Origin of the sequence: Paludisphaera sp., from assembly GCF_037189885.1 — a bacterium.
Taxonomy (GTDB): Bacteria; Planctomycetota; Planctomycetia; order Isosphaerales; family Isosphaeraceae; genus Paludisphaera.
In genome coordinates this window covers 40,202-66,238 of sequence record NZ_JBBCIR010000093.1, presented here as the reverse complement: position 1 = coordinate 66,238, position 26,037 = coordinate 40,202, and the positions used below count along the sequence as shown (strand labels likewise).

Annotated in this window: 22 protein-coding genes and 1 tRNA gene; 8 read left to right on the top strand and 15 right to left on the bottom strand. The window is 70.4% G+C overall.

Translation table 11 applies throughout. The features are described 5' to 3' along the window. Positions 1 to 145 precede the first annotated feature (145 nt). The 3 genes from WG209_RS22240 to WG209_RS22230 all read right to left on the bottom strand — a co-directional run bounded on the left by WG209_RS22240 (position 146) and on the right by WG209_RS22230 (position 6,964). The gene (locus tag WG209_RS22240; RefSeq protein ID WP_337177294.1) at positions 146 to 1,345 is read right to left on the bottom strand and encodes a TlpA disulfide reductase family protein; all 1,200 of its coding nucleotides are present in this window, start codon (positions 1,343 to 1,345) and stop codon (positions 146 to 148) included. A 121-nt stretch (positions 1,346 to 1,466) separates the two neighbouring features. Then, complete coding sequence (locus WG209_RS22235) at positions 1,467 to 6,521, bottom strand: DUF5724 domain-containing protein (RefSeq protein WP_337177293.1); 5,055 nt, start codon at positions 6,519 to 6,521, stop codon at positions 1,467 to 1,469. A 5-nt stretch (positions 6,522 to 6,526) separates the two neighbouring features. Further along, on the bottom strand, positions 6,527 to 6,964 hold the full coding sequence (locus WG209_RS22230; protein ID WP_337177292.1) for a hypothetical protein: 438 nt from the start codon (positions 6,962 to 6,964) through the stop codon (positions 6,527 to 6,529). Positions 6,965 to 7,138: 174 nt separating this feature from the next. On the opposite strand from WG209_RS22230, the gene WG209_RS22225 reads away from it, so the two are divergent. Then, positions 7,139 to 9,253 (top strand): hypothetical protein, encoded by a 2,115-nt coding sequence (locus tag WG209_RS22225; protein WP_337177291.1) that lies wholly within the window; start codon positions 7,139 to 7,141, stop codon positions 9,251 to 9,253. Positions 9,254 to 9,739: 486 nt separating this feature from the next. Continuing rightward, entirely contained in the window at positions 9,740 to 10,798 is a 1,059-nt protein-coding gene (locus tag WG209_RS22220; RefSeq protein WP_337177290.1) for a DUF1559 domain-containing protein, read from the top strand. A 117-nt stretch (positions 10,799 to 10,915) separates the two neighbouring features. On the opposite strand, the gene WG209_RS22215 is transcribed toward WG209_RS22220, so the two are convergent. Continuing rightward, entirely contained in the window at positions 10,916 to 11,293 is a 378-nt protein-coding gene (locus WG209_RS22215; protein ID WP_337177289.1) for a hypothetical protein, read from the bottom strand. 318 nt (positions 11,294 to 11,611) lie between these two features. Here WG209_RS22215 and WG209_RS22210 point away from each other — a divergent pair, with 318 nt between their 5' ends. The 4 genes from WG209_RS22210 to WG209_RS22195 all read left to right on the top strand — a co-directional run bounded on the left by WG209_RS22210 (position 11,612) and on the right by WG209_RS22195 (position 14,993). Then, positions 11,612 to 12,556, top strand: coding sequence for an HD domain-containing protein (locus WG209_RS22210; protein ID WP_337177288.1), 945 nt, complete (start codon positions 11,612 to 11,614; stop codon positions 12,554 to 12,556). Between the two features lie 145 nt (positions 12,557 to 12,701). Further along, positions 12,702 to 13,400 (top strand): hypothetical protein, encoded by a 699-nt coding sequence (locus WG209_RS22205; RefSeq protein ID WP_337177287.1) that lies wholly within the window; start codon positions 12,702 to 12,704, stop codon positions 13,398 to 13,400. Positions 13,401 to 13,436: 36 nt separating this feature from the next. Then, entirely contained in the window at positions 13,437 to 14,183 is a 747-nt protein-coding gene (locus tag WG209_RS22200) for a hypothetical protein (protein ID WP_337177286.1), read from the top strand. Between the two features lie 96 nt (positions 14,184 to 14,279). Then, positions 14,280 to 14,993 carry a hypothetical protein gene (locus WG209_RS22195; RefSeq protein WP_337177285.1) on the top strand — a complete coding sequence of 238 codons (714 nt, stop codon included), beginning with the start codon at positions 14,280 to 14,282 and terminating at the stop codon, positions 14,991 to 14,993. A 10-nt stretch (positions 14,994 to 15,003) separates the two neighbouring features. Here WG209_RS22195 and WG209_RS22190 read toward each other — a convergent pair whose 3' ends face one another. Both WG209_RS22190 and nadB read right to left on the bottom strand, forming a co-directional pair. Further along, a complete protein-coding gene (locus tag WG209_RS22190; protein ID WP_337177284.1) occupies positions 15,004 to 15,669 on the bottom strand; it encodes a hypothetical protein in 666 nt (221 codons plus the stop codon). Between the two features lie 123 nt (positions 15,670 to 15,792). After that, complete coding sequence (nadB, locus tag WG209_RS22185) at positions 15,793 to 17,415, bottom strand: L-aspartate oxidase (RefSeq protein WP_337177283.1); 1,623 nt, start codon at positions 17,413 to 17,415, stop codon at positions 15,793 to 15,795. A 441-nt stretch (positions 17,416 to 17,856) separates the two neighbouring features. Here nadB and WG209_RS22180 point away from each other — a divergent pair, with 441 nt between their 5' ends. Continuing rightward, positions 17,857 to 18,765, top strand: a complete 909-nt coding sequence (locus tag WG209_RS22180; protein WP_337177282.1) for a sulfide/dihydroorotate dehydrogenase-like FAD/NAD-binding protein — start codon at positions 17,857 to 17,859, stop codon at positions 18,763 to 18,765. Next, positions 18,762 to 20,237: an NADPH-dependent glutamate synthase gene (gene gltA, locus WG209_RS22175; protein WP_337177281.1), complete on the top strand. Its 1,476-nt coding sequence runs from the start codon at positions 18,762 to 18,764 to the stop codon at positions 20,235 to 20,237. The genes WG209_RS22180 and gltA overlap by 4 nt, the downstream gene beginning before the upstream one ends. 167 nt (positions 20,238 to 20,404) lie before the next feature. Here gltA and WG209_RS22170 read toward each other — a convergent pair whose 3' ends face one another. The 9 genes from WG209_RS22170 to WG209_RS22130 all read right to left on the bottom strand — a co-directional run bounded on the left by WG209_RS22170 (position 20,405) and on the right by WG209_RS22130 (position 26,020). Then, a complete protein-coding gene (locus tag WG209_RS22170; RefSeq protein ID WP_337177280.1) occupies positions 20,405 to 20,704 on the bottom strand; it encodes a hypothetical protein in 300 nt (99 codons plus the stop codon). A gap of 226 nt (positions 20,705 to 20,930) precedes the next feature. Further along, positions 20,931 to 21,003 (bottom strand) — tRNA-Ala (locus tag WG209_RS22165). Between the two features lie 154 nt (positions 21,004 to 21,157). After that, positions 21,158 to 21,772, bottom strand: a complete 615-nt coding sequence (gene dcd / locus WG209_RS22160) for a dCTP deaminase (RefSeq protein WP_337177279.1) — start codon at positions 21,770 to 21,772, stop codon at positions 21,158 to 21,160. After that, positions 21,769 to 22,056 (bottom strand): hypothetical protein, encoded by a 288-nt coding sequence (locus WG209_RS22155; RefSeq protein WP_337177278.1) that lies wholly within the window; start codon positions 22,054 to 22,056, stop codon positions 21,769 to 21,771. Before WG209_RS22155 ends, dcd begins: the two co-directional genes overlap by 4 nt. 324 nt (positions 22,057 to 22,380) lie before the next feature. Next, entirely contained in the window at positions 22,381 to 23,007 is a 627-nt protein-coding gene (locus WG209_RS22150) for a dihydrofolate reductase family protein (protein WP_337177277.1), read from the bottom strand. Positions 23,008 to 23,568: 561 nt separating this feature from the next. Then, positions 23,569 to 24,978 (bottom strand): dihydrolipoyl dehydrogenase, encoded by a 1,410-nt coding sequence (gene lpdA, locus WG209_RS22145; RefSeq protein ID WP_337177276.1) that lies wholly within the window; start codon positions 24,976 to 24,978, stop codon positions 23,569 to 23,571. 142 nt (positions 24,979 to 25,120) lie between these two features. Next, positions 25,121 to 25,414: a type II toxin-antitoxin system RelE/ParE family toxin gene (locus WG209_RS22140; RefSeq protein WP_337177275.1), complete on the bottom strand. Its 294-nt coding sequence runs from the start codon at positions 25,412 to 25,414 to the stop codon at positions 25,121 to 25,123. Continuing rightward, on the bottom strand, positions 25,407 to 25,652 hold the full coding sequence (locus tag WG209_RS22135) for an addiction module protein (RefSeq protein ID WP_337177274.1): 246 nt from the start codon (positions 25,650 to 25,652) through the stop codon (positions 25,407 to 25,409). The genes WG209_RS22140 and WG209_RS22135 overlap by 8 nt, the downstream gene beginning before the upstream one ends. A gap of 20 nt (positions 25,653 to 25,672) precedes the next feature. Continuing rightward, positions 25,673 to 26,020 carry a DUF1493 family protein gene (locus WG209_RS22130; RefSeq protein WP_337177273.1) on the bottom strand — a complete coding sequence of 116 codons (348 nt, stop codon included), beginning with the start codon at positions 26,018 to 26,020 and terminating at the stop codon, positions 25,673 to 25,675. Positions 26,021 to 26,037: the final 17 nt, after the last annotated feature.

Genomic DNA, 26,037 nt, shown 5'->3' with positions numbered 1-26,037 from the left:
CCCCCCCCCCCCCCCCCACCACAACAATGCGGGGCTTATCCGAGGATGCGGCGGCGGTCGCCCCCCCGTCCGGCCTTCGGCCACCTTCTCCCACGAGGGGAGAAGGGATTCGGCCGTCCCTCATCGCCGGGGTTTCGACGGCGGATCATCGCGCGGTCTCCTCGGCCGCCCGGACGAGCGGCTCGAAGGCGGCGAGGGTGAGTTTCCCGCCGACGTGGTCGTCGCGGATCGTCCCATCGGCGTCGATGGTGTAGACCGTCGGCCAGCTTCGGACGCCCCACCTCCGGGGAATCTCTCCGTCGGGGCCGCCCGCCCAGAGCGACCGCCAGGCGAACCCTTCCTTCGCGACCGCCTCTTTCACCCCGGCGCGATCCTCCGCGGCGTCGCCGTTGACGCCCACGAGCGCGAACGGACGCCCCTCCATGGCCGCGATAAGTTCCTTCTCCCCGCCGACCAGGCTGGGCGAACCGCTCCAAGTGGTCCAGAACATCAGGACCACGACCTTGCCCCGGAAGTCGCTCAGCCGGATGGGCGCCCCGTCGATGTCCTCGCCGACGAGTTCCGGCGCGGGCTGGCCGATCCGGAGGTTCCGAAGCCGATGGAGTTCGGCCGCGGCTGAGTCCCCCAGATTCAGGCCCAGCTCGGCGTCCTCGAGGATGACCTGCTCCAGGAGGGCTTCGGCCTCTCGCCGGAGCTTTGGAGCGTCGAGCCCCCGGCAACGGTTCAGGGAAACCTCGGTCAGCTCTTTCGCCACCTCGGGGCCGCTGACCGGCGCGTCGAGCCTGTCGCGCATCCGGGCCATTTCGGCCAGATAGAAGCCTAGATAACATCGAGCGATGGCGACGAGATCCGGGTTCCGACTCCGCGAGATCACCGCGCGGAGGAAGGATTCGGCCTCGGGGCAGCGAAGGACGAGGCTCGGGGCGATGGCCATCGCCCCGAAGATGGCCGTTTCATCGAGCGCGGGGGCGTTAGCCAGGAGGCGGTACGCCGCGTCGCCGCGCTCCGCGACGTCGTCGCCTCTCTCCGTGGCCGCGATGATCGCCGCCCACGCGGCGGCGCCGAGCCCTTCCGATTCTCCCGGCCGAAGGCGTGCCAGGCTGAGGGCACGGTCCATCAGGCTCAGCAACCGGGCGTGTTGCTCGTTGATCGCGGCTCGGATCTCCGCGACGGACGCCGCCTTTCCCGATTTCTCAATCGCCTCGGAGAACGCCTCCCGCGCCTCCCTGGTCTCCGTCTCGATGCTCGCCAGCGTGTCGGGCAAGGGCGCGAGGTCTGGATTCGGGGCCTGCCCCATCGCGGCCAGGGGCCAGGACGCGAGGATCAACCATCCAACTCGGTTCATAATTTCATTCCTCGCGCCGCGACATGCCAGGGATCGCCACGTGCACGGTCCGGACTCCCCACCAGGACGGGTCTGGACGCGGCCGACGAAATCCTCCCGAGGTTAATCGACGCCCGCGCCCTCACCGCAGGGCGCGGATCTGGTCCAGCAGGTTCGGGTCGCGGATCTCGCGGTCGCGGGCCAGGAGGATGATCTTGCTGAGGACCTCGGCGGTCTTCGGGTCTTCGTCGGCGAAGGGGAGGAAGATCCGGCCCCGGTGCTGGGAGTGGACCGGGACGATGACGAGCGTGCCGCCCGGCATCATGTGGGTCGTCGCGCTCCCCAGGTGGACGTTGTACTCGCCGAATTCCCCGTCGATGAAGACGTGCGGTTCCTTGATCCGGACGTTCTCGATGTCGAGGAGGGAGAGCGTCTCGCGGAGCAGGGCCGCGCGGAGCTCGACCGTGCCGGCCGACGCCTCGGGGTCGACCTCGCCGCGGTGGGCGACGCTCACGATCAGGTCGACGTCGCGCATGACCTCGCTGAACAGGCGCGGGGGGACCTCGGCGATCTTCAGCGCCTCGTCGGCGCCGCGGCGGGCGAAGCGGACCTTCTCGAGCGTCAGGCCTTCCACCTCGGCGGGCGTGAAGTAGGTCTCCATGAACTCGATCCAGGCCACGAGCTTCTCGTGGTGGAAGGCGCGGAAGACGCCCGATTCGGGGGCCGCGACCCAGCCTCGCGAGCCCAGGAGCGCCAGCGCCTGGCGGGGGTTGACCTGCTGGCCGGCGTAGCGGCGGCTGAACGTGGCGTCGTCGATCTCCTGGGCCGTGGGGACGTACAGCTCCCGGAACACCTGCTTGAACGGCTGCACCCGCTCGGCCGCGAAGCAGTCGCGCTGCCACTCCGACCAGTGACGCGAGGCCAGCAGGTCGACCGGGTGGGCCAGCCGGAGCGCCTCGCCGGGCTTGATCGGCTCGACCTCCCCCGACCGCCCGCGCAGGCCCTTGCCGCCGGCCGTCGGATACCCGGTGACGCCGTCGCCGAGGAAGACCAGCCGTTCGAGCATCGGCCGCAGGACGACGCTGCCCATCAGTTCGAGCAGCTCCTCGGCCTTGAAGGCGTCGCCCCGGACCATCGCCTCCTCCAGGGAGGTCCGCATCCGGCTCGACGACCGCTTGAGGTGGGCCTTGCGCTCGACCAGCTCGGCGACGGCCGGCTCCTTCTTGACGGCGGGGGGGATGCTCTTGAGGGGCTTCTCGCCGCGCGTGACGGCGATCTCGGGGCGGCCGTCGCCGTCGATGGACAGGGCGACGGAGACGTCGCCGACCCCGACGACGACCGGCCCTTCGGCCAGGTCGGCGGATTCGCGGCCCTCCATCGCCCATTGCAGGCGGGTCGGGTCGGGGTGGCCGGCGGTCCTGGCGAGGTTCTCCTGACCGATCCGCGCCGCCAGCTTCTCCGAGGCCTGGCGCTGGGATCCGAACTTGCGGCTCGCGCGGACGAATTCTTGCATGATCCGATATCGTTCCAGGACGTCCTTGTCGGCCCCCTTCTTGCTCAGGGGGAGGAGCCCCAGGGCGCGGACGGCGTCCTGCTTGCGCTTGTCCTTGACGTCCTTGACGAGGTCGGCGAGCTTCACCTCCCCGAGCATGGCGGCGGCGAAGAGTTGCGCCCGCTTGTGCCCCGCGCCGGCGCTCGCGTACTTGGCGAACTCGTCGAGCCGTCCCCATCGGGGCTTGCCGAGCGCCTTGTACGTCCGCGCGAACCAGTCGACGTCGACGGCGCCTTCGGTCAGGTCCTCCAGGGTCAGGGGGGTGAGCTTGCGGATCTCGGCGTTCCAGGCCTCGCGGACGTCGGACGCGACGGTCCAGCTGGAATCCTTGGTGTGGGCGTGGAACCACCAGACGGCCTCCTCGAACGTCGGCCAGCCGAGCGCCCGCTCGACGCCGCGGGCCCACTGGGGGGCGTAGAAGGCGACGGCCAGGAGGGCGTCCTCGCCGATCCCCGCGGCCTCCACCGCCTTCGCGAAGTCCTCGGGCGTCTCGTCCGCCCCGGGCCGGGTCGCGCGGATCAGGCGGCTGAAGACGCTCGATTTCGCCTGGCCCTCATCGCCCCAGCTGTAGGTCCGGCGCAGCTTCGGGTCGCGGCCGATCGCGCGCAGGATCTCGACCAGCGTGTCGAGCCCCCCGGCATGCTCCAGCGCCAGCGCCGCCGGGGTGGCGGCCGTCGGGCTCTCGCCCCGCGCCAGCTCGACCTCCAGGACGCGCTCCATCGCCTTCTCGACGAGGGGGGCGAGCGGCTGGGGGAGTTCGCCGCGGCGGAGGGCCCCGGTCGCCCGCCCCATCGAGCGGAAGTCCGAGCCGGAATAATAGGGACCGACCGGGCGGGGCCCGAGCAGCTCGTCGAAGACGTCGTGCTCGTTGGCCCATCCGGCGCCGAACGCCTCCACGACGTCATCCCACGCCATGCGGTCCCGCTCGATGGCCCGCGGGCCCGATCGCCCCTCTTGCCCGGCGGCGCCCGAGCCGCCGACGCCGAACGGCTCGTCGACCCACCGGCGCAGCTCGAAGAGCCGCCTCGAATGCTCGGCGGTCCATTGGCCCCTCAGCTCGGCGACGGTCTTCAAAATGCCGGTCAGGATCCCGAACTCGCCGATGTGCTCGCGGAAATGCCATTGCGGCTCGCCGCCGTAGCCTTTCGAGGACTCCTGGAGCTTGTCGGGGGGGATCGCGGCCAGGACCGTTTCGAACCCATCGGCGACGAAGTCGGCGACGTTCGCGTCGACCTTGTGGCAAACGAGCCACTGGACGACGTCGCTCACGACGTGGAGATACTTGAGCTTGGGGGCCTTCCAGGCGAGCCGCTCCGCCGCCTCCTTGCGCCAGCCTCGCCGTCGCTCGCCGACGTAGCCATTCATGAGCGACAGCATCACCACGGCGCGGGCCGCTTCCAGGCCGTCGGCGTCTCGCGTCGTCTTCGGGCGGGCGTCCCAGGCCTCCCACCACGCCTCCCGCAGCGGCAGCTCGTCGAGGGGCCGAACCACGCCCTTGCCGCGGTTGTACTCGAAGGGGGAGGGGAACGCGTAAGTGATCGTCCCCAGGGGCTGCGACTCGCGGTCGCCGGCGTAGCCCTTGAGCGTGATCGGCTCCTCGCGATGCCGATGGACGAGGTCGTCCAGGAGCTTGAGGAGTTCGGCCGCCGCGGGGGATCCGAGCTTCGCGCCGCGGTCCACGGGGGTCCCCGGCGGGGTGCGCCTGGCGTCGTCCATCAGGCCGAGGGCGTCGTCGAGCGCGGGGGGCTTGACGTCGTCGAGCGTGAGCTTGTCGACGTAGACTTGCTCGTCGCGGTCGAGCGACGGGCGGGCGTCGCGGTACGCCTCGGCGAGCGCCCGCGCCTGGTCGACGGCGCGGCCGGCGTCGCGCAGCTGAGTCAGGAGGTCGAGCCCGGCCAGCCGCCGCGGCGGGGCCTTCGCCGCGGTCAATCGCCCGGCGCTGGCGAGGGCGTCGGCGTCCTTCATGGAGAGGATCAGCCCGAGGATGCCCCGGCGCAGGTCGCTCGCCTTGCGGTCGAGCAGGGGCTCCAGCGACGCCAGGTCGGCCGGCGTGACCTTGAGCTTCCGCATCGCCCTGACGGCCGTCTCGCGAACGTCGGAGGACGCGTCCCCCACCAGCTTCAGGAGCGCCGCGCGGGCCTCGGCGTCCGTCTTGGGCCGCCTCGCGAAGAGGTACGCGGCCCTGCCCCTGGAGCTCGGCGACATCGCGCCGAGATACGGCAGGAGCCGCGAGGGAGGCCGGTCCTCCAGCGCGTCGACCAGCCAGTCGGCGACCGATCGGCGCTCGACGTCCGGCTCCATCCAGGGCCAGACCAGCGGCGCGTGCGCCTTGGCCTTGGCCGGGAGCCGATCGAAAAGCCGCGACAGGCGGTCGAACAGGTCGCCCATCCCCGTGGGGATCGGCTGGATCGCGTTGTAGCCGAACTCCTCCACCCGCCTGGCCCGCGTCGGGTCCTCCACGTCCTCGAGGTCGGCGAGCGCGGCCTGCTTGCGCTGGGCGACGGCGATGGAGGCCGCGTAAACCGCCACGCGGGGGTCGGCGTCGTCCACGGCGGACGCGATGGGATCGTAGGCGTCGGGGATCGAGAGCATCCCCAGCATGTGGACCCCGACGAACCGATGCTCCGCCGCCGGGTGGCCGAGGAGCGTCGCGGCCCGGGGCACGGTCGCGGGGGCGTCGTCGAAGGCGGACGACCAGAGGGCGAGGAACGCTTTCTCGGCGTCGTCGCCGCGGATCGCCTCGTCCCGCGCCGCGTCGTCGTCGAGGTAGAGCGCGAGCGAACGGAGCGTCTCGGCGGCGTGCCGCGCGGCGGCGGAATCGAGCTGGTAGCCGAGCCAGACGTCCACGGCGCGAACCGTGGCGCTGAAGCGGACGAGGTTCTCGTCCTCGATCAGACGGAGCATGCGGCGGAAGGCGTCGGGCCGCGCGAAGTCGATCGACTCCAGGATCGACTGCCTCAGCCCCTCCTGGCGCTGGGCCGCCATCAGCAGCTTGGCGACGAATTCCCAGCAGTCCGGCCTCCCGCAGCCCAGGAGCGCCGACGTGACATGCCGGCCCATCTGGCCGATCTCGTGGAGCCCCGAGGCGCTGTCTCGGAGGACCCGCTCGACCTCCTCGCCGCGCGGCCCGCCCAGGTCGATCGCGGCGGCCAGCAGGAGGCCGAGCGAATCGCCGGCGAGATACGTCGCCAGGTATGGCGCGTGGGCGGCCAACCAGGGCATGTCCTCGTCGATCCCTTCGAGGCCCATCAGCGCGCCCGCCAGGAGGTTCGCGCGGGCCTCGCGCAGGAGGTCGGGCCGGCCGGGGGCGCGGAAGGGCCTCCGCAGATAGCCCGACTGGTACGGGAGCGCGGTCCGCAGCTCCCAGGCGGCCCGGAAGACGTCCGGGTCGCGGGGGAAGAGGGCCTCGCCCAGCCGCAGCATCTCGGGATCCGAGAGCCGCCGCAGCCGCGCGAGGCCCCGCTGCCATGCCCTCCACTTGTCCGTGCCGGCGGGCTTCCCCTTCTCGTCGATCCCGATCAGGAGCCCGCCGATCGCGCGGGCGTCCGGGTCGAGGGCCGACAGCCGGTCCATCCGGGCCTCGACCCACGGCTTCTCCTTGCGGGCGGCCTGGATCTTCTTCTGGATCTCTTCGCGGTCGAGCATCGCGGTCAGGCCCCGGCGAGGAAGGTCAGGCGGATGAAGGTCACGCGGCTGTCGGGCTGGAGATGGACGATGGCGTCGAGATCTCGATATTCCAGGCCGTCGATCGCGACGAGGTAGAGGCCGTCGACGAACGCCTCCAGGGCGACGGCGACGGCCGAATCGGCGTCGACCTTCGGCGCCGGGCCAAGGTTCGGGTCTCGCCCCGCGGGATCGACCTTCCCCCGCGCGGCGGCCTCGTCGATCTGGCCGGGGGACAGCACGCGGTCGAGCCGGCGCGCCTCCTGGCGCTCCTCGAACGCGGCGACCTCCCGGCGCGCGACGTGTTCGATCAAATCGCGCAGTTTCAACGGACCGCCGTCGCCCCGGTCGTCGGGCGGCGGGATCGAAAAGTCCTCGAAGACCGGCCGGCGTCGGCCGATCGCCTTCCCCTTGATGGTCAACATGCGGACATCCTAGGACGCGGGCACGGCCGCTTCAAGCGGTTCCCGATCCGATCGATTCAATGCGGCAACATGGCCGGTCCCGGAGCGACGCGCCGTCCCGGCGGCGCCGGGGGTTATAATGGCGCCCGGCCCGCCCGGGTCGACCCCGCCCCCTCTCCTCCAAGGACCCCTCCCATGAGACGACTCCCCGCCTGGCTCCTCATCCTGGCCCTGGCCTCGCCCGCGCCGGCCGAGGAGGGCTTCCGCGACACCTTCAGCGACACCTGGGTGGCCGTCGATGGCCTGGGCCGGCGGACGCCGACGGCCGCGGAGGTCGGGCCCCCGCGCGAGGGCAAGACGGTCGCGATGTTCTACTTCCTCTGGCTCGGCCGCCACGGCGAGGAGGGGCCGTTCGACATCTCGAAGATCCTCCAGGCGGCGCCCAACGCCATGAACGAGCCGGACAACCCGCTCTGGGGCCCCAAGCAATACCCCCACCACTGGGGCGAATCCATCTTCGGCTACTATCGCAACGACGACCCCGCCGTGTTGCGCAAGCACGCGCAAATGCTCGCCGACTCCGGCGTCGACGCCGTCTTCTTCGACGTCACGAACCAGCTCACCTACCCCCGGAGTTGGAAGGCGCTGGGGGCGGCCTTCGACGAGATGCGTCTGAAGGGGCTGAAGGTTCCCCAGATCGCCTTCCTGACGCCGTTCTGGCAGCCGAGGAAGGTGGTCAAGGAGTTGTATGAGCAGCTCTACAATCCCGGCCACCATCCCGAGCTGTGGTTCCGCTGGAAGGGGAAGCCGCTGATCCTGGCCGACCCGGACCTGCTGCGCGACGACATCCTCAAGCGCGAGGGGAGCGGCGCCGCGATCCGGCTGGAGCCCGGCGCGACGCTGGGGGCCGCGTTCACGATCGACGCGCCGTTCGGCTCCGCCTCGCTCCGCACGCCGACCTGGGGCGAGCGCGGGTCGGCCGCCACGCTGACGCTCCGGCGCGGGGACGCGAACGGGGAGGTGTTGGCGACGCGGCGGCTGGAGCACGTCCGCGACAACACCTGGTCCACCATCACCCTCGAAGACCCCGCCGGGCCCGGCGCCTACCACCTGGAGCTGTCCGAGCCGAAGGGTGCCGTCGGCGTCTGGAAGGACGAGGCCGGCGAGGTCAACCTGCGAGTCAACGGCTGGGACGAGGAGACGCGCCGGATGCTCGACTTCTTCACCTTCCGACGCCCCCAGCCCGACTACTTCCAGGGGCCGACCGCCCGCGCCCAGTGGAGTTGGCTGGAGGTCCACCCGCAGAACGCGTTCCCCGACGAGGACGGGAACCCCGAGCAGATCTCCGTCGGCGTGGGGCAGAACGCGGTCGACGGCAAGCTCGGCGTGCTGAGCAACCCGAGGTCGCACGGCCGCAGCTACTCGAAAGGCCGGATCCCGACCCCGGAGGAGATCGACTTCACCGGCAAGAACTTCGCCGAGCAGTGGAGCCGGGCGCATGAGCTCGACCCGCCGGTGGTCTTCGTCACCGGCTGGAACGAGTGGATCGCCGGCCGCTACGACGAGAAATTCCCCCTCGCCGGCGCGGGGCCCGTCACGTTCGTCGACCAGTTCGACCGCGAGCACAGCCGCGACATCGAGCCGATGAAGGGGGGCCACGGCGACGCCTTTTATTATCAGCTCGTCTCGGAGGTGCGACGCTACAAGGGGGCGCGGCCGGTCCCGCCGGTCGTGTCGAAGCCGATCGCGATCGACGGCCGGTTCGACGACTGGGAGGGCGTGGGCCCCGAGTTCCGCGACACCGTCGGCGACCCCATGCGGCGCGACTTCCCCGGCTGGGGCCGCGAACTCCGCTACGTCGACGACACCGGCCGCAACGACGTCGTCGCCGCCAGGGTCAGCCGCTCGGGCGACCGCGTCGCCTTCCTCCTCCAGTGCGCCGAGGCGATCAGGTCCGCCCCCGACGCCGCCGGCCCGATGCTGTTCCTCGACGTCGACTCCGACCCGAAGACCGGCTGGCTGGGCTACGACTTCGTCGTCGGCCGGACGCCGGGCCCGGCGACGATCGAGCGCAACGTCGGCGGCAGGTTCGAATGGGCCGACCCCCAGCCGGTCGAATCGGCCGCGTCCGGCGACCGCCTGGAACTCGCCCTCCCCGCCGCGACCCTGGGCCTGACCGGCGACGCGACCATCGACTTCAAGTGGTTCGACGCCCCGGACGCCCCGGCCGACTGGCCCGACTTCACCCTCCACGGCGACGCCGCCCCCAACGACCGCTTCAACTACCGGGCGATTTTGGGAGCGGAGTGACCGCCGCGGCGAGGCGGCGAGCGCCGCGTCGCTCTCGAAGCACGACGCCTCGCCGGTTGCCCGCCGGCCTGCCCACCCCCGCGGATTTCGCGATGCGCGCGACCGCGGGGGTGCTTCTTTTTCGAATGCCTTGGCCTTTCAAGCTCGCGAAACCTCGCTGGCGAGGTTTTATCCTTGAATGGCGATTACGAATTCATTAGCATTCGCAGCGTGGACAGTAGCGTGGCCCCAGAATCCCAAGCATCCTACCTCGACCACCTCCATGATGCCGCCAGGCCGTCGTGGCGACGAACGATCCTGGGCCCGCGACGCCCCGCGAGGGCGGGCGCGGAGCCTTCGATGTCCGAGGCGAGGCTGGTTTTCGCGGCGACGAATCGTCCGCGACGAGCGGGGGGAATCGGGGCGTTCGGTGGTTGACGAACGCCGACGCGGGTGCCCACGGTCCGTTCGCCATGCATGACTCATCCGATTAAAGGGGTTTATCAAGTGGCATCAGGTCGGAATCGACGGTCGGGGTTCACCCTGATCGAGTTGCTGGTGGTCATCGCCATCATCGCGGTCCTCATCGCGCTGCTCCTGCCGGCGGTCCAGGCGGCCCGCGAGGCGGCCCGGCGCTCGCAGTGCGTCAACAACCTCAAGCAGCTCGGCCTGTCGGTGCACAACTACGAGTCGAGCATCGGTTCGTTCCCCTGGTCGCAGGGGCCCATCGGCCCGTGGACCGACTGGTCGGCCTTCGTGATGCTCCTGCCGCACATGGAGCAGACCTCGCTGTTCAACGCCATCAACTTCGGCGTCAACTTCGCGGGGACGAACCTGAACCCGGGGCTCCCCGGCAGCGCGATCAACACGACCGCCATGCGGACGCAGGTCCCCGCGTTCCTCTGCCCGTCCGACGACGACCGGCTGACGAGCGCCGAGGGGCACCTCAATTACGCCGTCAACGTCGGCACCGGCCCGGTCATCTACGCGGCGACGCTCGGCGGCGTGCGGGTGGAGGCCAACGGCATCATGGTGCCGATCACGGACCGCAACGGCGTCGGCCAGAAGATCACCAAGATCAGCAGCGTCACCGACGGCCTGAGCAACACGGCGATGATCAGCGAGTTCGTCAAGGGCATCGGCACCCAGAACAACGCGCGGCGCGACACCAACAAGCCGAGCGCCTCGCTCACGCTGGTCGCCGCCCCCACGGCGTACGACACGCCGGAGCCCTTCTACCTGATCTGCAAGGCCGCCAGCCCCGGCCTCCTCACCACGACGCTGTTCGGCGGCTACTCGCGCGGCTCGTACTGGATGCTGGGCCAGCCTCACAACGGGTCGTACACCCACGTGATGACGCCCAACATGTGGAGCTGCAGCTCCTCCACCGACACGGCCAACAACACCATCGGCGCCTACTCCGCGTCGAGCCGGCACTCCGGGGGCGTCAACGTCCTGTTCGGCGACGGCAGCGTGAAGTTCGTCAAGGACAGCGTCAGCCCGCAGACCTGGTGGGCCATCGCCACCCGCAACGGCGGCGAGGTCGTCTCGTCGGACTCCTTCTGAGGCCGAAGCCGCCCGGCCCGACCCGGCGCGGACGGTCCCGACCCGATCTCGACGGCCGACCGAGGCCGCGCCCTCAGCGCGGCCGCGGCGGCCGTCGTCGCGCGCCCGGGGCGCGAATTACTGGGACCGGGGCAGGGCGATGTCCAGGGTGTTATCGCCCGCCCGCACGTCGTACTCGATCGTCCCGACTTCGGTCTTGCGCAGCTCCGGAGAGTTGACGAAGACCTGGTTCGCCCCGACGAGCGTGGTGGCCGTGTAGGTGCCATCGGCGCCGAGCGCCGCGGAGCGCGTCGTCGCGTTCTTCCGCAGGTGGTTCGACGGGTCGAAGGTGACCTCGCCCTTGGTCACGGGCTTGCCGTTGAAGGTGACCTTCCCCTGGACCGTCGCCTCCGCGGTCGAGGTCTCCACCGACGGCGCGCCATCGCCGCACCCCCAGCCCGCCGTCAACCCCGCCGCCAGGGCCAGGGCCATCGTCCGACGACTCGCTCGCTTCATTGTCTCTCCTCGCGCCTGGGCATCAATTCTTGGCCGCTCGCCTGGACCCAGGCGATCACGACATCTCCTAAGAATATCAGATCGCCCCCATCGATCCAATTGTGGGCGCGCTCCACGGGGGGCTTAATGACGGGCCTTCGCTCGCCGACGAGACGAAGCCGCGTCCCCGCGGTCCGGTCGCGCGGGTTATTCCGGCGGACGCGGGCGTCGGGCTTCGTCGCGCGCTCTTGTCAATGCGAGGGCGCTTCCCGGATCATGGCATCAGGGGGCTCGCGAGAGGGGAGACGAGGCCCGCGACGACCGGGGGGCCGACGTCCGATGCAGTGGCATGACAGGGTCTATGGGCGGGTCTCGCTCGACGACCCGGACCTCCAGGCCCTGATCGAAGGGCCGACATTCCAGCGCCTCCGCGGGATCCGCCAGGCGGGGCCGTCGGCCATCTCGTTCCCGTTCAAGGACGTGTCGCGATACGAGCACAGCCTGGGGGTGTTCGCGCTGCTGCGCGCCCTGGGGGCGGACCGCAAGGAGCAGGTCGCCGGGCTGCTGCACGACATCTCCCACACGGCCTTCTCGCACGCGGTCGACTTCCTCGTGACCTCGGACGAGCAGGACCACCACGAGAGCCTCAAGCCCCGCTTCCTCCACCTCCCCGACGTCGTCGCCGCGCTCGACCGCCTCGGCTACGCGCCGGAGGACTTCCACGACGACTCGCGATATCCCCTCCTGGAACGCCCGCTCCCGTGGCTCTGCGCCGACCGCCTGGATTACTTCCTCCGGGACGGCATGGCCTGCCAGGTGGTCCGTCGCGGCGACGTGTCGCGGATCCTGGGCGCGGTTCGGGTGGTCGACTCGATGATCGTCCTGGACGATCCGGCGGCGGCGCGGCTGGCGGCGCGGCTGTTCGAGGTCATGAACCGCGACTGGTGGGCCAGCGACGTCGAGGCGTACATCTACAACGAGTTCGCCGTCGCCCTCCGCGCCGCGATGGCCGCCGGCGTGCTGACCGAGGACGACCTGTCCATGGGCCAGGACGTCGAGGTCCTCGCCCGGCTCGACGCCGCCGGGATCCCGGAGGTCGACTCCGTGCTCCGTCGGCTCCGCCGGTTCGACCCCGCCCACGCCGCGGGCTACGTCCCGAGGATCGCCGCCAAGCAGCGTCGGATCGACCCGCCGGTCGTCTTCGGCGAGGGTTTCCGCCGGCTCTCCGAGCTGCCGGAGGCGGAGCCCGAGGGATCAATCCCGAACGATTCCAGCTCCCATTGACGCGCGAAGACGCTTCGGATAGCGTCTCCGGCGAGGACGGTCGGGAATCCGGCCGTCGTCGGGTCTCAAGGATGGCACCAGGGAAGATCGAAGCGGCCTCGCCCGCGATGGACGAGGCCGGACCCGAACCGCACGGAGGCGCGGTATGGCTCGCACCGGGATGGTCCGTCTCACGTCGGTCCTCCTCGTCATGGCGCTGATCGAGGGCCGATCGGATGGGGCCCTGATCCGCTACGAATTCTCGTCGCCGTTGCTCGCGGACGCCGGGCCGCCCGCCTGGTGGGAGTCCGTCCGCGACGCGTCCGGCCCCCTGGTCGACCCGCGCGGGGAATTCCCCGGCTGGCGCGTCGTCGACCCGACCCCCGCGAGCGAGCAGGGCCTACCCGCGCCTCGCGGGCCGGTCCAGCCCGCCTGGGCTTTCGAGGAGGGGTTGGGGATCGCCTCTTTCTTGATGGCCGCCGCCGACGTCGCCGCGCCCCTCCCGGAGGAGGACGACGGGACCGCGACCGAGCCCCCATTGGCGCTCGCCGCGATCATGGGCGTCGCGGCCTGGAGGCTCTGCCGCCGCCGCGACCGCGCCAGGTCGATGCGTCCCGTCCGCGCCCAGCCCGCGCCGGCCCGAGCGACCGGCACGGCGATGGTCCTGGCGAGCCGACCGGCCCCGACGGCCTGTCTCCCCGCGCCGCGCCCCAGGAGGTTCGACGCTCGCGCCGTCGCCGCGCGCCCGCTGATGCTGCCCGCGCGGTTCGTCGAGGTCTCGGCCACGTCGCTCCCCGCCCGTCGCATGGGCGCGACGGCCGTCTCCGTCCGACGCCGCAACAGCGTCCGGCGCGTCCCGGCGTGACGCGAGCATCCCTGTCCGGAACGGAAGGATCGAACCATGTTCGCGAAACCGAGTGCAAGTCCGGCGATCCGCGCGCTGCTCGCCCTGACGGCGATCCCGATGCTGGCGGTCGCCGCGTCGGGGGCACCGATCCGGTACGATTTCAGCGGCACGATCACGGAGGCAGAGCCTTCGACGGGACTCCTCGGGACGCGCTTTCACGGCTCGTTCACCGTCGACGACGCGAAGCTCCCCACCACCGTCTACAACTTCCCCAGCGGTCCCCGCGACGGCAGCTCCCACTACTACTTTGGCACCCTCGATCGGTCTCGGCCGGAACCCAACGGGACCGGCCTGGAGGTCCGCTTCGCCGACGGGACGGTCGTGCGATCCGACGGACTTTGGGCGTCGTTGAGCACCATGATGAAACCGGCCAACGGCGACCTCCCAATCGCCTCGCTCCTGGTCGGCAGCGTCGATTCGTGGGTGGACGACGAGGCCGCCCCGGATCATTCCGTCGGGCTCCTGTTGGTAGGCCACGACCCGCTCGCCGGGCTGAACGATCCGATCCCCCGCGATATCACCATCGAAGATTTCTCCGAGGCCGATTTTCAACTCCTCGGCCGGTACGTCAAGCAAGCGCCCACGGTGCCCGGCGGCATGCCGGTCGAAGGCCCGCCGCAGATCGCCGCGGGGACCATCGACACCCTTTCCGCCACCCCCGTCCCCGAGCCGGGCTGGACGGTCGCGGCGCTGCTGGGCGCCGCGGCGTGCGCGGCGAGGCGTCGTCGCCGCGCCGACTGAATCGACCCCTCGGTCGCCAGGGACGCGACCGCACGCCGCCTCGCCCGTCGCGGCGCGAGGCCGATCGAACGCAAGGCAAGGCATGGAGGCCCGTCGATGCAACGCGAACCGAAGCTCTCGCCCCTGTTCCGCCCGGCCCTCGTCGCGGCGGTCGTCCTGCTCGCGGCCCGCGCCGAGGGCTCGCTCGTCCGCTACGACTTCAGCGGGCGCATCACGGAAGGAACGGCCTCCGGCCCCGGCTGGAAAGAGGGGGAGTTCACCGGGACGCTGATCTACGACCCCTCCATCTCCCTTGGCGAGTCTCGCGCGACTTCCTGGGGATTACACGAGCGGCCGTACACTTCCGGCGTATATCGCGAGTCGGATCCGATCCCCGACGGCACGATGCTGCAACTCTGGCTCGACGGCAAGGCCGTCGCTCCGGTGTCCACCGGGCTGTCGGGCGGCCTGTTCACGCACACCGACGGCGACGGCGTGACGCGGTCTGAGCTGGTCTTCCAGAGCCACGCCCGCGAGAAGGACGGGGCCCCCCAGCACGGCGGCATCTCGATCCGCTTCAAGGTCGATCCCGCGCTGCTGGCCTCGGGCCGCTTCCCCGAGGGGATGACGACCGCCGACCTGCCCGAGGCGCGCGTGAGCATCGAGAACGCGATGGACGGGCGGTTCTGGGACGAACTCACCGGCGGCTTCTACTACGGCGGCGTCGTCGAATCCTTCAGGGTGACGACCGCCCCCGAGCCCGCCTGGACCGTCGCGGCGATGCTCGCGGCGGCGGCCTGGGCCGCGAGGCGTCGGCGCGTCGGCCGCTGAGCGTCGCGGGTCAGAGGACGTGAGGCGCGGGGTCGCCGGCCTCGCAGTACCGGCGGAGGGCCGAGACGATCTTCCGGAACCCCTCGCCCTCGACCCGGTCCAACGCGGCGATGGCCTCGTCGAACCGGCCGAGTTCCCGGAGCGCCTCGGCCTTCATCAGCAGCCTGTCCCCGTCGGCATCCGCGAGCAGTCCGACGATGGCCTCGAGGTTCAGGCGACGGGCCTCGGCGTCGACGGGGGCGTCGACCACCATGGCCTGGGAAGCGCCCGACGGGGCATGCTCGCGGAAGGGGGCGTTCGCCCGCCACATGGCGCGAACGCGCATTTCCAGCTCCGGCGAGGGGGCGATCGCCCCGGCCTCGATGGCCTCCAGGTAGCCCGCCGGGGTCGGCTCCTCCACCTCGGGGGCCTCCAGCCACTCGGGCAGGACCTCCGCTCCCGGGTTCTCGTCGAAGGGGCCGGGGATTTTCCCGACGCGCTTCGCGTCGTCCAGCCAGTGGAAGCCTCGGCAGCTCCGGCACCGGACGTAGGCGGGGGGGAAGGGGCACATCGGGGCGACCCTCATGCCGTCGGTCCACTGTTGCTCGCCGAAGGTGTTGCCGGACAGCAGGGAACCGTGCCGGGCCAGCGCGTTGCAGCGCGGACAGGCGACGATGATGTCGGGGCCGGGGATCATGGCGCCATCCTCCGTTCGAGGTAGCTGTCCGGGGACACGCTCATTCTACGCGCCCGATGACGCCCGCGAACATGGCCGAGGATCAACGGCCGCGCGGAAGGGGGGCGGGCGTCGCCCGCCGGGTCACGACGCCCCCTCGGCGCGGAGGGTGATGTGGCGGGCCCAGGCGGGGTCGGTGTCGGGGAAGTCGGAGCGGTAGTGGACGCCGCGAGACTCGGCGCGTTCGGCGGCGGCGGCGATCATCAGCCGCGCGGTGGTCAGCATGTTCTGGACCGCCCAGCCGGCCGGGTCGTCGAAGGCGTGAGGGAGGACGTAGCGGCACCAGCGGTCGACCTGGCGGGCGGCCTCGGCCAGCCCGGCGGCGTCGCGGGTGATCCCCATGTTGCGCCACATCAGGGCGACCAACGATTCGCGGAGGTCACCTAGGTCGATGAGCGGCCGGCGCTCGCCGGGGGCCTCGGCGGCGATGGGGGGGACCTCCAGCCGCCAGGGGCCTTCCGCCGCCAGCCGATCGGCGACGTCCTCCGCCACGCGGGCCCCGAAGACCAGCCCTTCCAGCAGGCTGTTCGACGCCAGCCGGTTCGCGCCGTGGAGCCCCGTGCTGGAGACCTCGCCGGCCGCCCAGAGGCCGTCCATCGAGCTTCGGCCGCGATCGTCCACCGTCACGCCGCCGATCATGTAGTGGGCGCCGGGGCAGACCGGGATGAGGTCGCTGGTGATGTCCAGGTCGAAGCCGCGGCAGATGCGGTCGATGCCCGGGAACCGACGGCGGATGAACTCCGCGTCCAGGTGGGTCAGGTCGAGGTAGACGTTCGGGTGCCTCGTCTTCGCCATCTGGGCCGCGATGGCCTGCGAGACGGCGTCGCGCGGGGCCAGCTCGGCCCTGGGGTCGTAATCGGTCATGAAGCGACGTCCGTCGCAGTCGCGGAGGTAGGCCCCCTCGCCGCGCAGGGCCTCGGTCAGCAGGTGCCTCGCCGACCCGGCCATGTACAGCACGGTGGGGTGGAACTGCATGAACTCCATGTCGCGGACCTCGACGCCGGCGCGGTACGCCATGGCGTGGCCGTCGGCCGTGGCGATCGCCGGGTTGGTCGTCTCGCGATAGAGCTGCCCCGCGCCGCCGGCCGCCAGCACGACCGCGCGGGCCCACACCAGGGCGAATCCCCGATGCCGGTCCCAGACCAGCACGCCCCGGCAGCGGCCGTCGAGCGTCAGCAGGTCGATGGTCGGGCAGTTCTGCCAGACGCGGACGTTGGGGCGCCCGCGGGTCTGCTCGATGATCGCGCGCATGATCTCGCGGCCGGTCTCGTCCCCCAGCGCGTGGACGATCCGCGCGTGCGAGTGGCCCCCCTCGCGCCCCAGGGAGACCTGGCCGCCGATCGTGTCGAACTGGGCGCCCATCTCCATCAGCTCGCGGATCCGCTCCGGCGCCTCGCGCACCACCACGTCCACGATGCCGGGGTCGCACATCCCCTTGCCGGCGGACAGCGTGTCGGCGATGTGGTCCTCGACCCGGTCCTCCGGGTCCATCACCCCGGCGATGCCCCCCTGCGCGTAGCTGCTGTTGCTCTCGCGGACCTCGTCCTTCGTCACCACCAGCACGCGGGCCGACTCCGGCAACCCCAGCGCCGCGCGCAGGCCGGCGATCCCCCCGCCGACGATCACCACGTCCGCGAAGTGATGCGGCAGCTCGCGAGGGTCGAATCCGACGAGGTAGCGGCGCGGCAAGGGCAGGGGGGTCTTCATGGCGGGTCGAAACCTGGAGGGGGCGAGAGTGTCCACCACCATCATACCCCCCGGGCTCGTCGGCCGTCGCCGGTCTCGCCGACCGCTCCCGGCCCGCCATTTCGATTGTTTCCGTCGACACCGACGAAATCGAAGAACAAGCTGGGCTCGGGCGGATCCGCGCGGCATAATCGACGACGCGGCCGGCGGGCTCGATCGAACGCGAGCCGAGGTCGGCCGGATGCGATCCCCTTGTCGTGGCGCGGGCGTCTCGCCTTCATCCCGTCGCCCAGGCCGACGCGCGCGGGCCGCCCCGCGCCGCCAGATCGGGGGGCGGCCCCTCCGGCCCCCGCCGACGGACCACGGTCGACGCCCGTCGTCGCCGCGCGAGGCCTCCCGCGATGCCGCGGCTCGGCACCACCCCCGGATCGGAAGCGATCCGCGAGCCCCGAGGACCTTCCCATGTTCCCCATCGTCGAGGCCGAGTTCCTGGCCCCCGACGTCAAGCGATTCGTCGTCGAGGCCCCGCGCGTGGCGCGGAAGCGCCAGGCCGGTCAGTTCGTCATCCTGCGTCTCCACGACCGCGGCGAGCGAATCCCGCTGACGATCGCCGACTCCGACCCCGACCGCGGCACGATTACGATCATCGTCCAGGGGGTGGGCAAGACGACGAAGCTGCTGAACTTGCTCGGCGCCGGCGACGCGATCCTGGATCTCGTCGGCCCGCTGGGGACGCCGTCGCACGTCGAGGACTTCGGCACGGTGGTCGTCATCGGCGGCGGGCTCGGGGCGGCCATCGCCTATCCCACGGCGAAGGCCATGAAGCAGGCCGGCAACCACGTCGTCGCGATCGTCGGCGCCCGCAACAAGGAGCTGGTGATCCTCGAGCGCGAGATCGGCGCGATCAGCGACGAGCTGCTCATCGCCACCGACGACGGCTCTCACGGCCGCAAGGGGTTCGTCACCGACGTCCTGCGCGACCGGATGGAATCGGGCGGGCCGATCGACCTGGTGCTGGCCATCGGCCCCCCTCGGATGATGCAGGCCGTCGCCGAGGCGACCCGGCCGAGGGGGATCAAGACCGTCGTGAGCCTGAACTCCCTGATGGTCGACGGCACCGGGATGTGCGGCGGCTGCCGCGTCCTCACCAACGGAGGGGCGAAGTTCGCCTGCGTCGACGGCCCGGAGTTCGATGCCCACGAGGTCGACTTCGAGGTCCTCGTCCGCCGCAACCGGACCTACGCGAAGGACGAGGCCGATTCGCTGAAGCGGTTCCTCGAACGCCCCGAGGCCGAGCTGGCGAAGGTTCGCGAGTCCTGCCGCCTGGAAGAGCGACATCCCGAGGCCCGTTGCGAGGCCAGCCGATCATGAACGCCAACGACACCGAATTCGTCCCCCAGCCGCGGCCTTCCAAAAAGGAGCGGATGAAGCTCCCCCGCCAGCACATGCCCGAGCAAGACCCCGCGCGGCGGCGGGAGAACTTCGAGGAGGTCAACCAGGGGCTCACCGTCCTGGGCGCCGCCGCCGAGGCCGCGCGCTGCATCGAGTGCGGCGACCCGAAGTGCATGCGGGGCTGCCCCGTCGGCGTGAAGGTCCGCGAGTTCGTCGAGCTGATCGTCGCCGGCGACGTCCTGGGCGCGGCGGCCAAGATCCGCGAGGACAACATCCTCCCGGCGGTCACCGGCCGCGTCTGCCCCCAGGAGACCCAGTGCGAGGGGTGCTGCATCCTGGGGAACAAGTTCGAGCCCCTGGGGATCGGCTACCTCGAACGGTTCGTCGCCGACTACGAGCGCCGGCACGGCCAGGTCGGCCTGCCGGAGATCGCCCCGCCGACCGGCAAGAAGGTGGCGATCGTCGGCAGCGGCCCCGCCGGCCTCAGCGCCGCGGGGGACCTGATCCGGATGGGCCACGCCGTCACCGTATTCGAGGCGCTGCACGAGATTGGCGGCGTGCTGGTCTACGGCATCCCCGAGTTCCGGCTCCCCAAGGCGATCGTCCGCCATGAGGTCGACGCCATGCGGGCGATGGGCGTGGATTTCCAGACCAACGTGGTCATCGGCCGCACCGCGACGATCGACGACCTGATGACGGAGGAGGGTTACGACGCCGTCTTCGTCGCCACGGGCGCCGGGCTGCCGAAGTTCCTGGACGTGCCGGGCGAGCACCTCAACGGGGTCTACTCGGCCAACGAGTTCCTGACCCGCGTGAACCTGATGCGGGCCGACGCCTTCCCGGAGAGCGACGAGCCGGTCTACGACTGTCGCGGCAAGGACGTGGCGGTCGTCGGCGGCGGCAACACCGCGATGGACGCCGTCCGCACCGCCTGCCGCCTCGGCGCCCGGACCAGCTACCTCGTCTACCGCCGCTCCGAGACCGAGATGCCCGCCCGCGCCGAGGAGCTGAAGCACGCCAAGGAGGAGGGCGTCACGCTGATGTGCCTGACGAACCCCGTCGAGTTCCACGGCGACGCCGACGGCTTCGTGAGCCGCATGCGCTGCGTCCGTATGGAACTGGGCGAGCCCGACGCCTCCGGCCGACGCTCGCCGGTGGTCGTCCCGGGCTCGGAGTTCGACACGCCGATCCAGATGGCGGTGATCGCCCTGGGGACCTCGGCCAACCCGCTGGTGCAGTCGACGACGCCCGACCTGGCGACGACCCGCAAGGGCTACATCGCCGCCGACCCGGAAACCCTCCGCACCTCCAAGCGCGGCGTCTTCGCCGGCGGGGACATCGTCACCGGCGGCGCCACCGTGATCCTCGCCATGGGCGCCGGCCGCAAGGCCGCCGCGTCGATCCACGAATATCTGACGACCGACGCGTGGGCGGAAGTCGGCGAAGCATGACCCATCGAAGGCAGGCGGCCGTCCCCTTTCCCGCCAGGAGAGGGGAGCCGCGAGCCCGCTGGGAAACATCGCCGAGGAGAGTGCATCCCCCCTCTCCCCTCGTGGGAGGGGAAAGGGGAGGCTTGTCCCTGCTCATCTCGCAAGGATTTCGACCACGGCCATCACGATCACCGGGGGGCGAACGAGACGTCCTGGAACAGCTCGGCGCGGAGCCGGTGCATGATGGCGACGAACGTCTCGCGCTCGTGCTCGGTGCCGAGGCGGGGGACGAGGCCCTCCATGCGCTGGGCGAGGAAGCCCCAGGCGACGGCGAGCGGCACGCCGGCGGATCGCGCGGCGGCGGCGAGGCGGCGACAATGGCTGATGAACAGCCTCTCCCGCCGGCAGGTCATCCCCGGCAGGGTCACCACGAACACGCGAGAACGAATGAAGTCGATCCGTCGTCGATCAGGCGCATGCCTTGACATCGGCAGCTTCTCCACGTCGGCGATTCCCTCGCCGGGAAGAATCCTTCAAATCGACGCCCGACAAGGCGGGCGTCGGTCCCTGGAGAGTAGGGCGAACTTCCAGCGGTCAACATCGACCGCCGGCCAACTTGGCTTGAAGGAGCAGGGTGAGAATCGATCAGGCGGGAGGGTGATCGAACTAACCCGCGGAGTGTATCGACGTAATCATCGTCGATTCATCGTGGAGTGGAGGATAGGGGATTTGAACCCCTGACCTCTTGCATGCCATGCAAGCGCTCTCCCAGCTGAGCTAATCCCCCGAATTTTTCGGCGTTGAGCCTGGGATGACGGCGACGTTCGTCTTGGCGACTCGTGTCTGCTCGTCACAGGTGAGATATTACCGGGAGCGTCCCCGGAGATCAACGGCGATCGGCGCGAATTTTTCGAGTTCGTCCCCAAGTCCTTTCCGGGTCATCACATGGCGTCCGGCGGCTCGACGTCCGGCCCCTGGATGGAGAAGACGCCCTCGTAGCCGCGGCTGGGGGTTCCGGAGACTTCCTCGAAGATGACCTGGCAGATGCGCAGGCCTTTCACCAGGCGGACGGTCAGCGGGCCGGCATTCCAGATTTCGAGCTGGATGGGGTTGCCGACGAATCCGGGGTCCTCGGCGCGGAACCCGAAGCCTGCGTGGATGGTCGGCGCGGTGACGTGGACTCCCAGGCCGATCCGGGCCAGGCTGGACTTCCCCTCGACCCGCGCGGCGATGCGGGCGGCGTGGGGGAGTTGCAGCTTCTCGACCGTCCAGCCCAGCAGGAACATGCCGGGCTCGACCTCGAAGCCGTTCGTGCAGTCTTCCTCCGCGGCGTGGGCCGACGCCAGCTCCGTGGCGCTGAAGGCGACGTCGCAAGGGTCGACGACCAGGCGAGGGGCGGTCGGGCAGGGGGGCCGCCAGACCTGGAGCCGGGCGTCCAGCCGCAGGTCCAGGGCGGTCGACGACCACGCCTCGGCCGAGAGGTCGCCCGGCGACGGCGTGATCCGCACCTGCCCCCTCTCCAGGGCGGTCGCGATCTCCCGATCCGAGAGGATCACGGCTCGGCCCCCGCGCCCGGGGCCTCGATCCGGTGCAGGTTCTCCCGCCAGACCCACAGCCGGTTCGTGCCGCCGTCGGACTCGTGCGGCAGCTCCACCAGCGCGAGCCGCTTGGCCTCGTCCACGCCGATCAGCCCGACCGGAAGATAGTGCTTGCCGTCGACCTCGCCGATGAAGCCCTCCTCCACCCGCAGGTGGTGCCGACGCCCATAGACGTCCGGCACCGCCACCGTCCGCTCCGAAGGCCGCAGCCCCGGCCCCACCTCGCAGAGGGCTTCCCACATGGCCCAACCCCCTCCCAATCGCCCCAGGGTCAACATGCACGCCTGAACAGAATAGCGACCTCACCCCGCGAGGGGAAGGGGGTGCCGGGGCCCCTTGGCCGCCGGCCGGTCCCCGGCCGGGGAGCCGCCGAAGATGAGTTCGTTCGCCGCAAGGCCACCCATCATATTATCTCTTAAGGCCATGCAAATCCAGGACTTACATTGAACGCACATTGGGTTCGTTCGTCGTTTTCGAATCGGTTTTCGCAGGCTTCTCGTGTCGCCGCCGTGGCCCAAGGGTCTTGAGCCGGTCGACCGCGGGCCGGGCGAGCCCGTCAACACCGCCTACTCCTCTCGCCTTATCTCATATCGAAGCTCGGCGAACGCTTCGCCCAGCCTCTCGACCGAAACGAGCCGGAGCGACGGGCTCGCGATCCTGCGCGGCAAGAGAGGGGCCCCGCGGCCGAGCGTGACGGACGTGACCTGGACGACGATTTCGTCGAGAAGCCCATGGTCGTGGAACTGGCCTGCCAACTCGCCGCCGCCGACCAACCAGACGTTCTTCCCGGCCGCAGCCTCAGCCATCTCCCGGTGCGCCGGGCGGACGTCGCCCCGGACGAATCGCATGTCGGCCTCGGGCACGACCCGGGGCGAGCGCGAGGTGAACACCCACGTCGGCTGCGCATAGGGCCATGGCTGGGCGTCGACAGAGCCGGGGCGTACGTGGTTGTCGAGGAGCCACTCGTAGGTCGTCGACCCCATCGCGAGCGCCCCGACGCCCTCGATGAACTCGTGGTAGCCCGGCCCCGGCTCGCCGAACTGGAGCAACCAGTCGAGCGAGTTGTTGGAGTCGGCGATGAAGCCGTCGAGGCTCGTCGCCGTGTAGTAGATGGTCTTCATGGCCCCCGACGCGATATCGCGTGAAACGCCGCGCATGCCTACCCGGCCAGGGTCTGCGTCGTCGTCCCTCAATCTTCGATGACGGAGGGGCGTGGTTCGGGAGCAACTCCCCGGTTCACCACGCCTCCCCGCGACAACGCCGCGACCGGAGGGTCGCGGACCGGACGGGCGTCCTTCAGATCGGGACGCGGCCTGGCGTGGGCATTCCTGTCGTCAGACGCCCGGAATGCCGCCGAGGCGCATGATCCCTCACCTAGTCGTGCTACACAAAACCACTCTCGGAAACGTGAGACGCGGTTCTCACGCGACAAGCGGGACGCTGATCACCAGCAAGCCCCAGGCGCCCATCGAGTTACGTCGCGGACCTTCTTTACGGAATTCCGATTCCCGGTCCTGATTCGGGGACATGGCGCGATTGATTCCCTGGATTCCCCGCCGAGGCGGACGACTGGAGGATCCGGATGGCCCGGACCTTTCGACCCGGCCATCGTGCGGGGAGGGCCATCGGGCCGTGACGTCGGCGGGGCGATCGACGCCTTCCGTCCCTGGGACGACCTGTCGAACGGTCCCGCAGGCTGGGCCTGGCCCCAGCCTGCGAGAATATCCCCGCATCCCTCGCCCGCCCGCCTCGCGTCAGGCGCTGATGGAGCGCTTGTCGACGGCCAGGGCGGCTTCCTTGACGGCCTCGCTGAGCGTGGGGTGGGCGTGGCAGGTGCGGGCGACGTCCTCGGACGAGCCGCCGAACTCCATCACGGTCACCAGCTCGGCGATCAGGTCGCTGGCGCGGGGGCCGACGATGTGCGCGCCCAGAAGTCGGTCGGTCCTGGCGTCGGCCAGCAGCTTGACCATCCCCTCGGTCTCGTCCATCGCCTTGGCGCGGCCGTTCGCCATGAAGGCGGACTTGCCGACGCGGTACTCGACCCCCTTCTCCTTGAGCTGCTCCTCGGTCTGGCCGACGCTGGCCAGCTCGGGCCAAGTGTAGACGACGTTCGGGATGGTGTCGTAGTCGACGTGGCCGGGTTTGCCCGCCAGGAGTTCGGCGAAGGCGACTCCCTCGTCCTCGGCCTTGTGGGCGAGCATCGGCCCGGCGATGAGGTCGCCGATGGCCGAGACGGTGGGGACGTTCGTGCGGAAGTACTTGTCGACGGGGACCTTGCCCGACTTCGGGTCGACCTCCACGCCGACCTCGGCCAGCCCCAGGCCTTCCGAGTAGGCCCGACGGCCGACGGAGACCAGCACCTTGTCGGCGTCGAAGGTCAGGGCCTTGCCGTCCTTGTCCTCCGCCGCGACCTTCGCGCGCCCGGCCTTGTCGACCTCCGCGCCGGTGACCTTGGTCTCGGTGAGGATTTCGAGGCCCTGCTTCCTCAGGCTCTTGCGGAGGTGCTCGCCGATCTCGAAGTCGGACGAGGGGACGATGCGGGGGAGGAACTCGACGACCGTGACCTTCGCGCCCAGCCGGTTCCAGACCGAGCCCAGCTCCAGCCCGATCGCGCCGCCGCCGACGACAAGCAGGTGCTCGGGCACCTTGTCGAAGGCCAGGGCTTCGGTGGAGCTGACGATCGTCTTGCCGTCGAACGGCATGAACGGCAGGTTGATCGGCGCCGAGCCGGTCGCCAGCAGGACGTGCCCGGCCTCCAGGTCGATCGTCTTGCCGTCGTTGCCGGCGACCTGGACGGCGGTGCCGGAGACGAGCCTCGCCGCGCCGAAGACGGGGGTGATCTTGTTCTTCTTGAACAGGTAGGCGACGCCGTCGGTGAGGCCCTTGACCACGCCGTCCTTGCGCTTGTGCATGGTCGGCAGGTCGATCTCCAGGCCGGAGACCTTGATGCCGTGCCGGGCGAACTTGGCCGCGGCCAGGTGGTAATACTCGCTGGAGTCCAGCAGGGCCTTGCTGGGGATGCAGCCGATGTTCAGGCAGACGCCCCCCAGCGTCGCCCGCTTCTCCACGCAAGCGACCTTCATCCCGAGCTGCGCCGCCCGGATCGCCGCCACGTATCCCCCGGGCCCCGCCCCGATCACCACCAGGTCGTACCGTTCCGCCACCGAGGGTCCCTCGTTTCTGAGCTGTAGGCCGCGCCGTCTGAAACGTCCGGAGGGCCCATGATAATCAACCTCCCCCCCGCGTGGGAGGAGGCGGCCCTGATGCTCGGGCGAGCGGCGAGGGTGGGGAGTCCGCGAGGACGGCTCAGGCCCGTCCCGACCAGTAGCCCGCGCGCCGCCTCGAGTGGGCCACGGCGAGGATTGTCGCGAAGTCTCTGTCGACTCGGTAGATCAGGCTGTAGGGGAATCGCCTCAGCGAGACGTACCGATGGACCTCGTCACAGCGCGGGAACATCAATGGATGAGCTTGGATAGATTCGACCGCCTCATCGAACGCCGCCTCGAATCGATCCGCCGCCTGGGGACTCCGGGCGAGATACCAGCCGAGGGCTTGCTCGTATTCGGCCTCGGCCTCGGGATGGAGCGATACCTCAATCACGAGCCCGGCCTTCGAGACGTCGACGGACCCGCCCGCGGACGACCGACCACGAGTCGAGGTCAACCGTGCCCGCCTCGACCTCGGCGGACCGCCGGCGGGCTTCCTCCAACCAAGAAGGGTGGAATGGCGGCTCGGCGGAGGGTGCCTGGGAGGCCAGCAACGCCTCAACGAATTCCAGGCGTTCCTCCTCCGGCAAGGCCAACGCAGCCTGGAGTAATTGTTCGGTCACCGGGTCCATTGGTGCGTCTCCGGTAAAATCTATCGCCGCGACTCTTCTTCGTCGGTCGGATACCTCACCGTCCACTCCCCGCGATGGGCCGATTCCACGAGGTCCATCAGGCGGATGGGCACATGGGCCTTCCGCGCCCACCACGGCTTGATGAACAACCAAAGGGGGTTGCAACCCTCGGGCCCGGTGTGATGATACCAACGGAAGCCGTCCACGCGGACTTCGAACTTCTCCGCGAAATCGTCCACCAGCTCCCACACGTCGTCGCCGTAAATGCGCGCATCGTCGACCACGTCCGTGTCGGAGGCCATGTCCATCGGCAGCCACGAAATCTGCTCGTGGACGAAGGCCCGAACCCGCTGTTCGAGATCGTCCATCGGTGGAAGCCCCCGGC

Bases quoted from the DNA above. Each gene is read 5' to 3' on its own strand.
- WG209_RS22235 (WP_337177293.1), bottom strand. From the start codon at position 6,521: ATGCTCGACCGCGAAGAGATCCAGAAGAAGATCCAGGCCGCCCGCAAG.
- WG209_RS22180 (WP_337177282.1), top strand. From the start codon at position 17,857: ATGTTCCCCATCGTCGAGGCCGAGTTCCTGGCCCCCGACGTCAAGCGA.
- WG209_RS22195 (WP_337177285.1), top strand. From the start codon at position 14,280: ATGCAACGCGAACCGAAGCTCTCGCCCCTGTTCCGCCCGGCCCTCGTC.
- WG209_RS22155 (WP_337177278.1), bottom strand. From the start codon at position 22,056: ATGTGGGAAGCCCTCTGCGAGGTGGGGCCGGGGCTGCGGCCTTCGGAG.
- WG209_RS22240 (WP_337177294.1), bottom strand. From the start codon at position 1,345: ATGAACCGAGTTGGATGGTTGATCCTCGCGTCCTGGCCCCTGGCCGCG.
- WG209_RS22230 (WP_337177292.1), bottom strand. From the start codon at position 6,964: ATGTTGACCATCAAGGGGAAGGCGATCGGCCGACGCCGGCCGGTCTTC.
- WG209_RS22215 (WP_337177289.1), bottom strand. From the start codon at position 11,293: ATGAAGCGAGCGAGTCGTCGGACGATGGCCCTGGCCCTGGCGGCGGGG.
- WG209_RS22200 (WP_337177286.1), top strand. From the start codon at position 13,437: ATGTTCGCGAAACCGAGTGCAAGTCCGGCGATCCGCGCGCTGCTCGCC.
- WG209_RS22205 (WP_337177287.1), top strand. From the start codon at position 12,702: ATGGCTCGCACCGGGATGGTCCGTCTCACGTCGGTCCTCCTCGTCATG.
- WG209_RS22130 (WP_337177273.1), bottom strand. From the start codon at position 26,020: ATGGACGATCTCGAACAGCGGGTTCGGGCCTTCGTCCACGAGCAGATT.
- gltA (WP_337177281.1), top strand. From the start codon at position 18,762: ATGAACGCCAACGACACCGAATTCGTCCCCCAGCCGCGGCCTTCCAAA.
- nadB (WP_337177283.1), bottom strand. From the start codon at position 17,415: ATGAAGACCCCCCTGCCCTTGCCGCGCCGCTACCTCGTCGGATTCGAC.
- WG209_RS22210 (WP_337177288.1), top strand. From the start codon at position 11,612: ATGCAGTGGCATGACAGGGTCTATGGGCGGGTCTCGCTCGACGACCCG.
- WG209_RS22170 (WP_337177280.1), bottom strand. From the start codon at position 20,704: ATGTCAAGGCATGCGCCTGATCGACGACGGATCGACTTCATTCGTTCT.
- WG209_RS22190 (WP_337177284.1), bottom strand. From the start codon at position 15,669: ATGATCCCCGGCCCCGACATCATCGTCGCCTGTCCGCGCTGCAACGCG.
- WG209_RS22225 (WP_337177291.1), top strand. From the start codon at position 7,139: ATGAGACGACTCCCCGCCTGGCTCCTCATCCTGGCCCTGGCCTCGCCC.
- WG209_RS22135 (WP_337177274.1), bottom strand. From the start codon at position 25,652: ATGGACCCGGTGACCGAACAATTACTCCAGGCTGCGTTGGCCTTGCCG.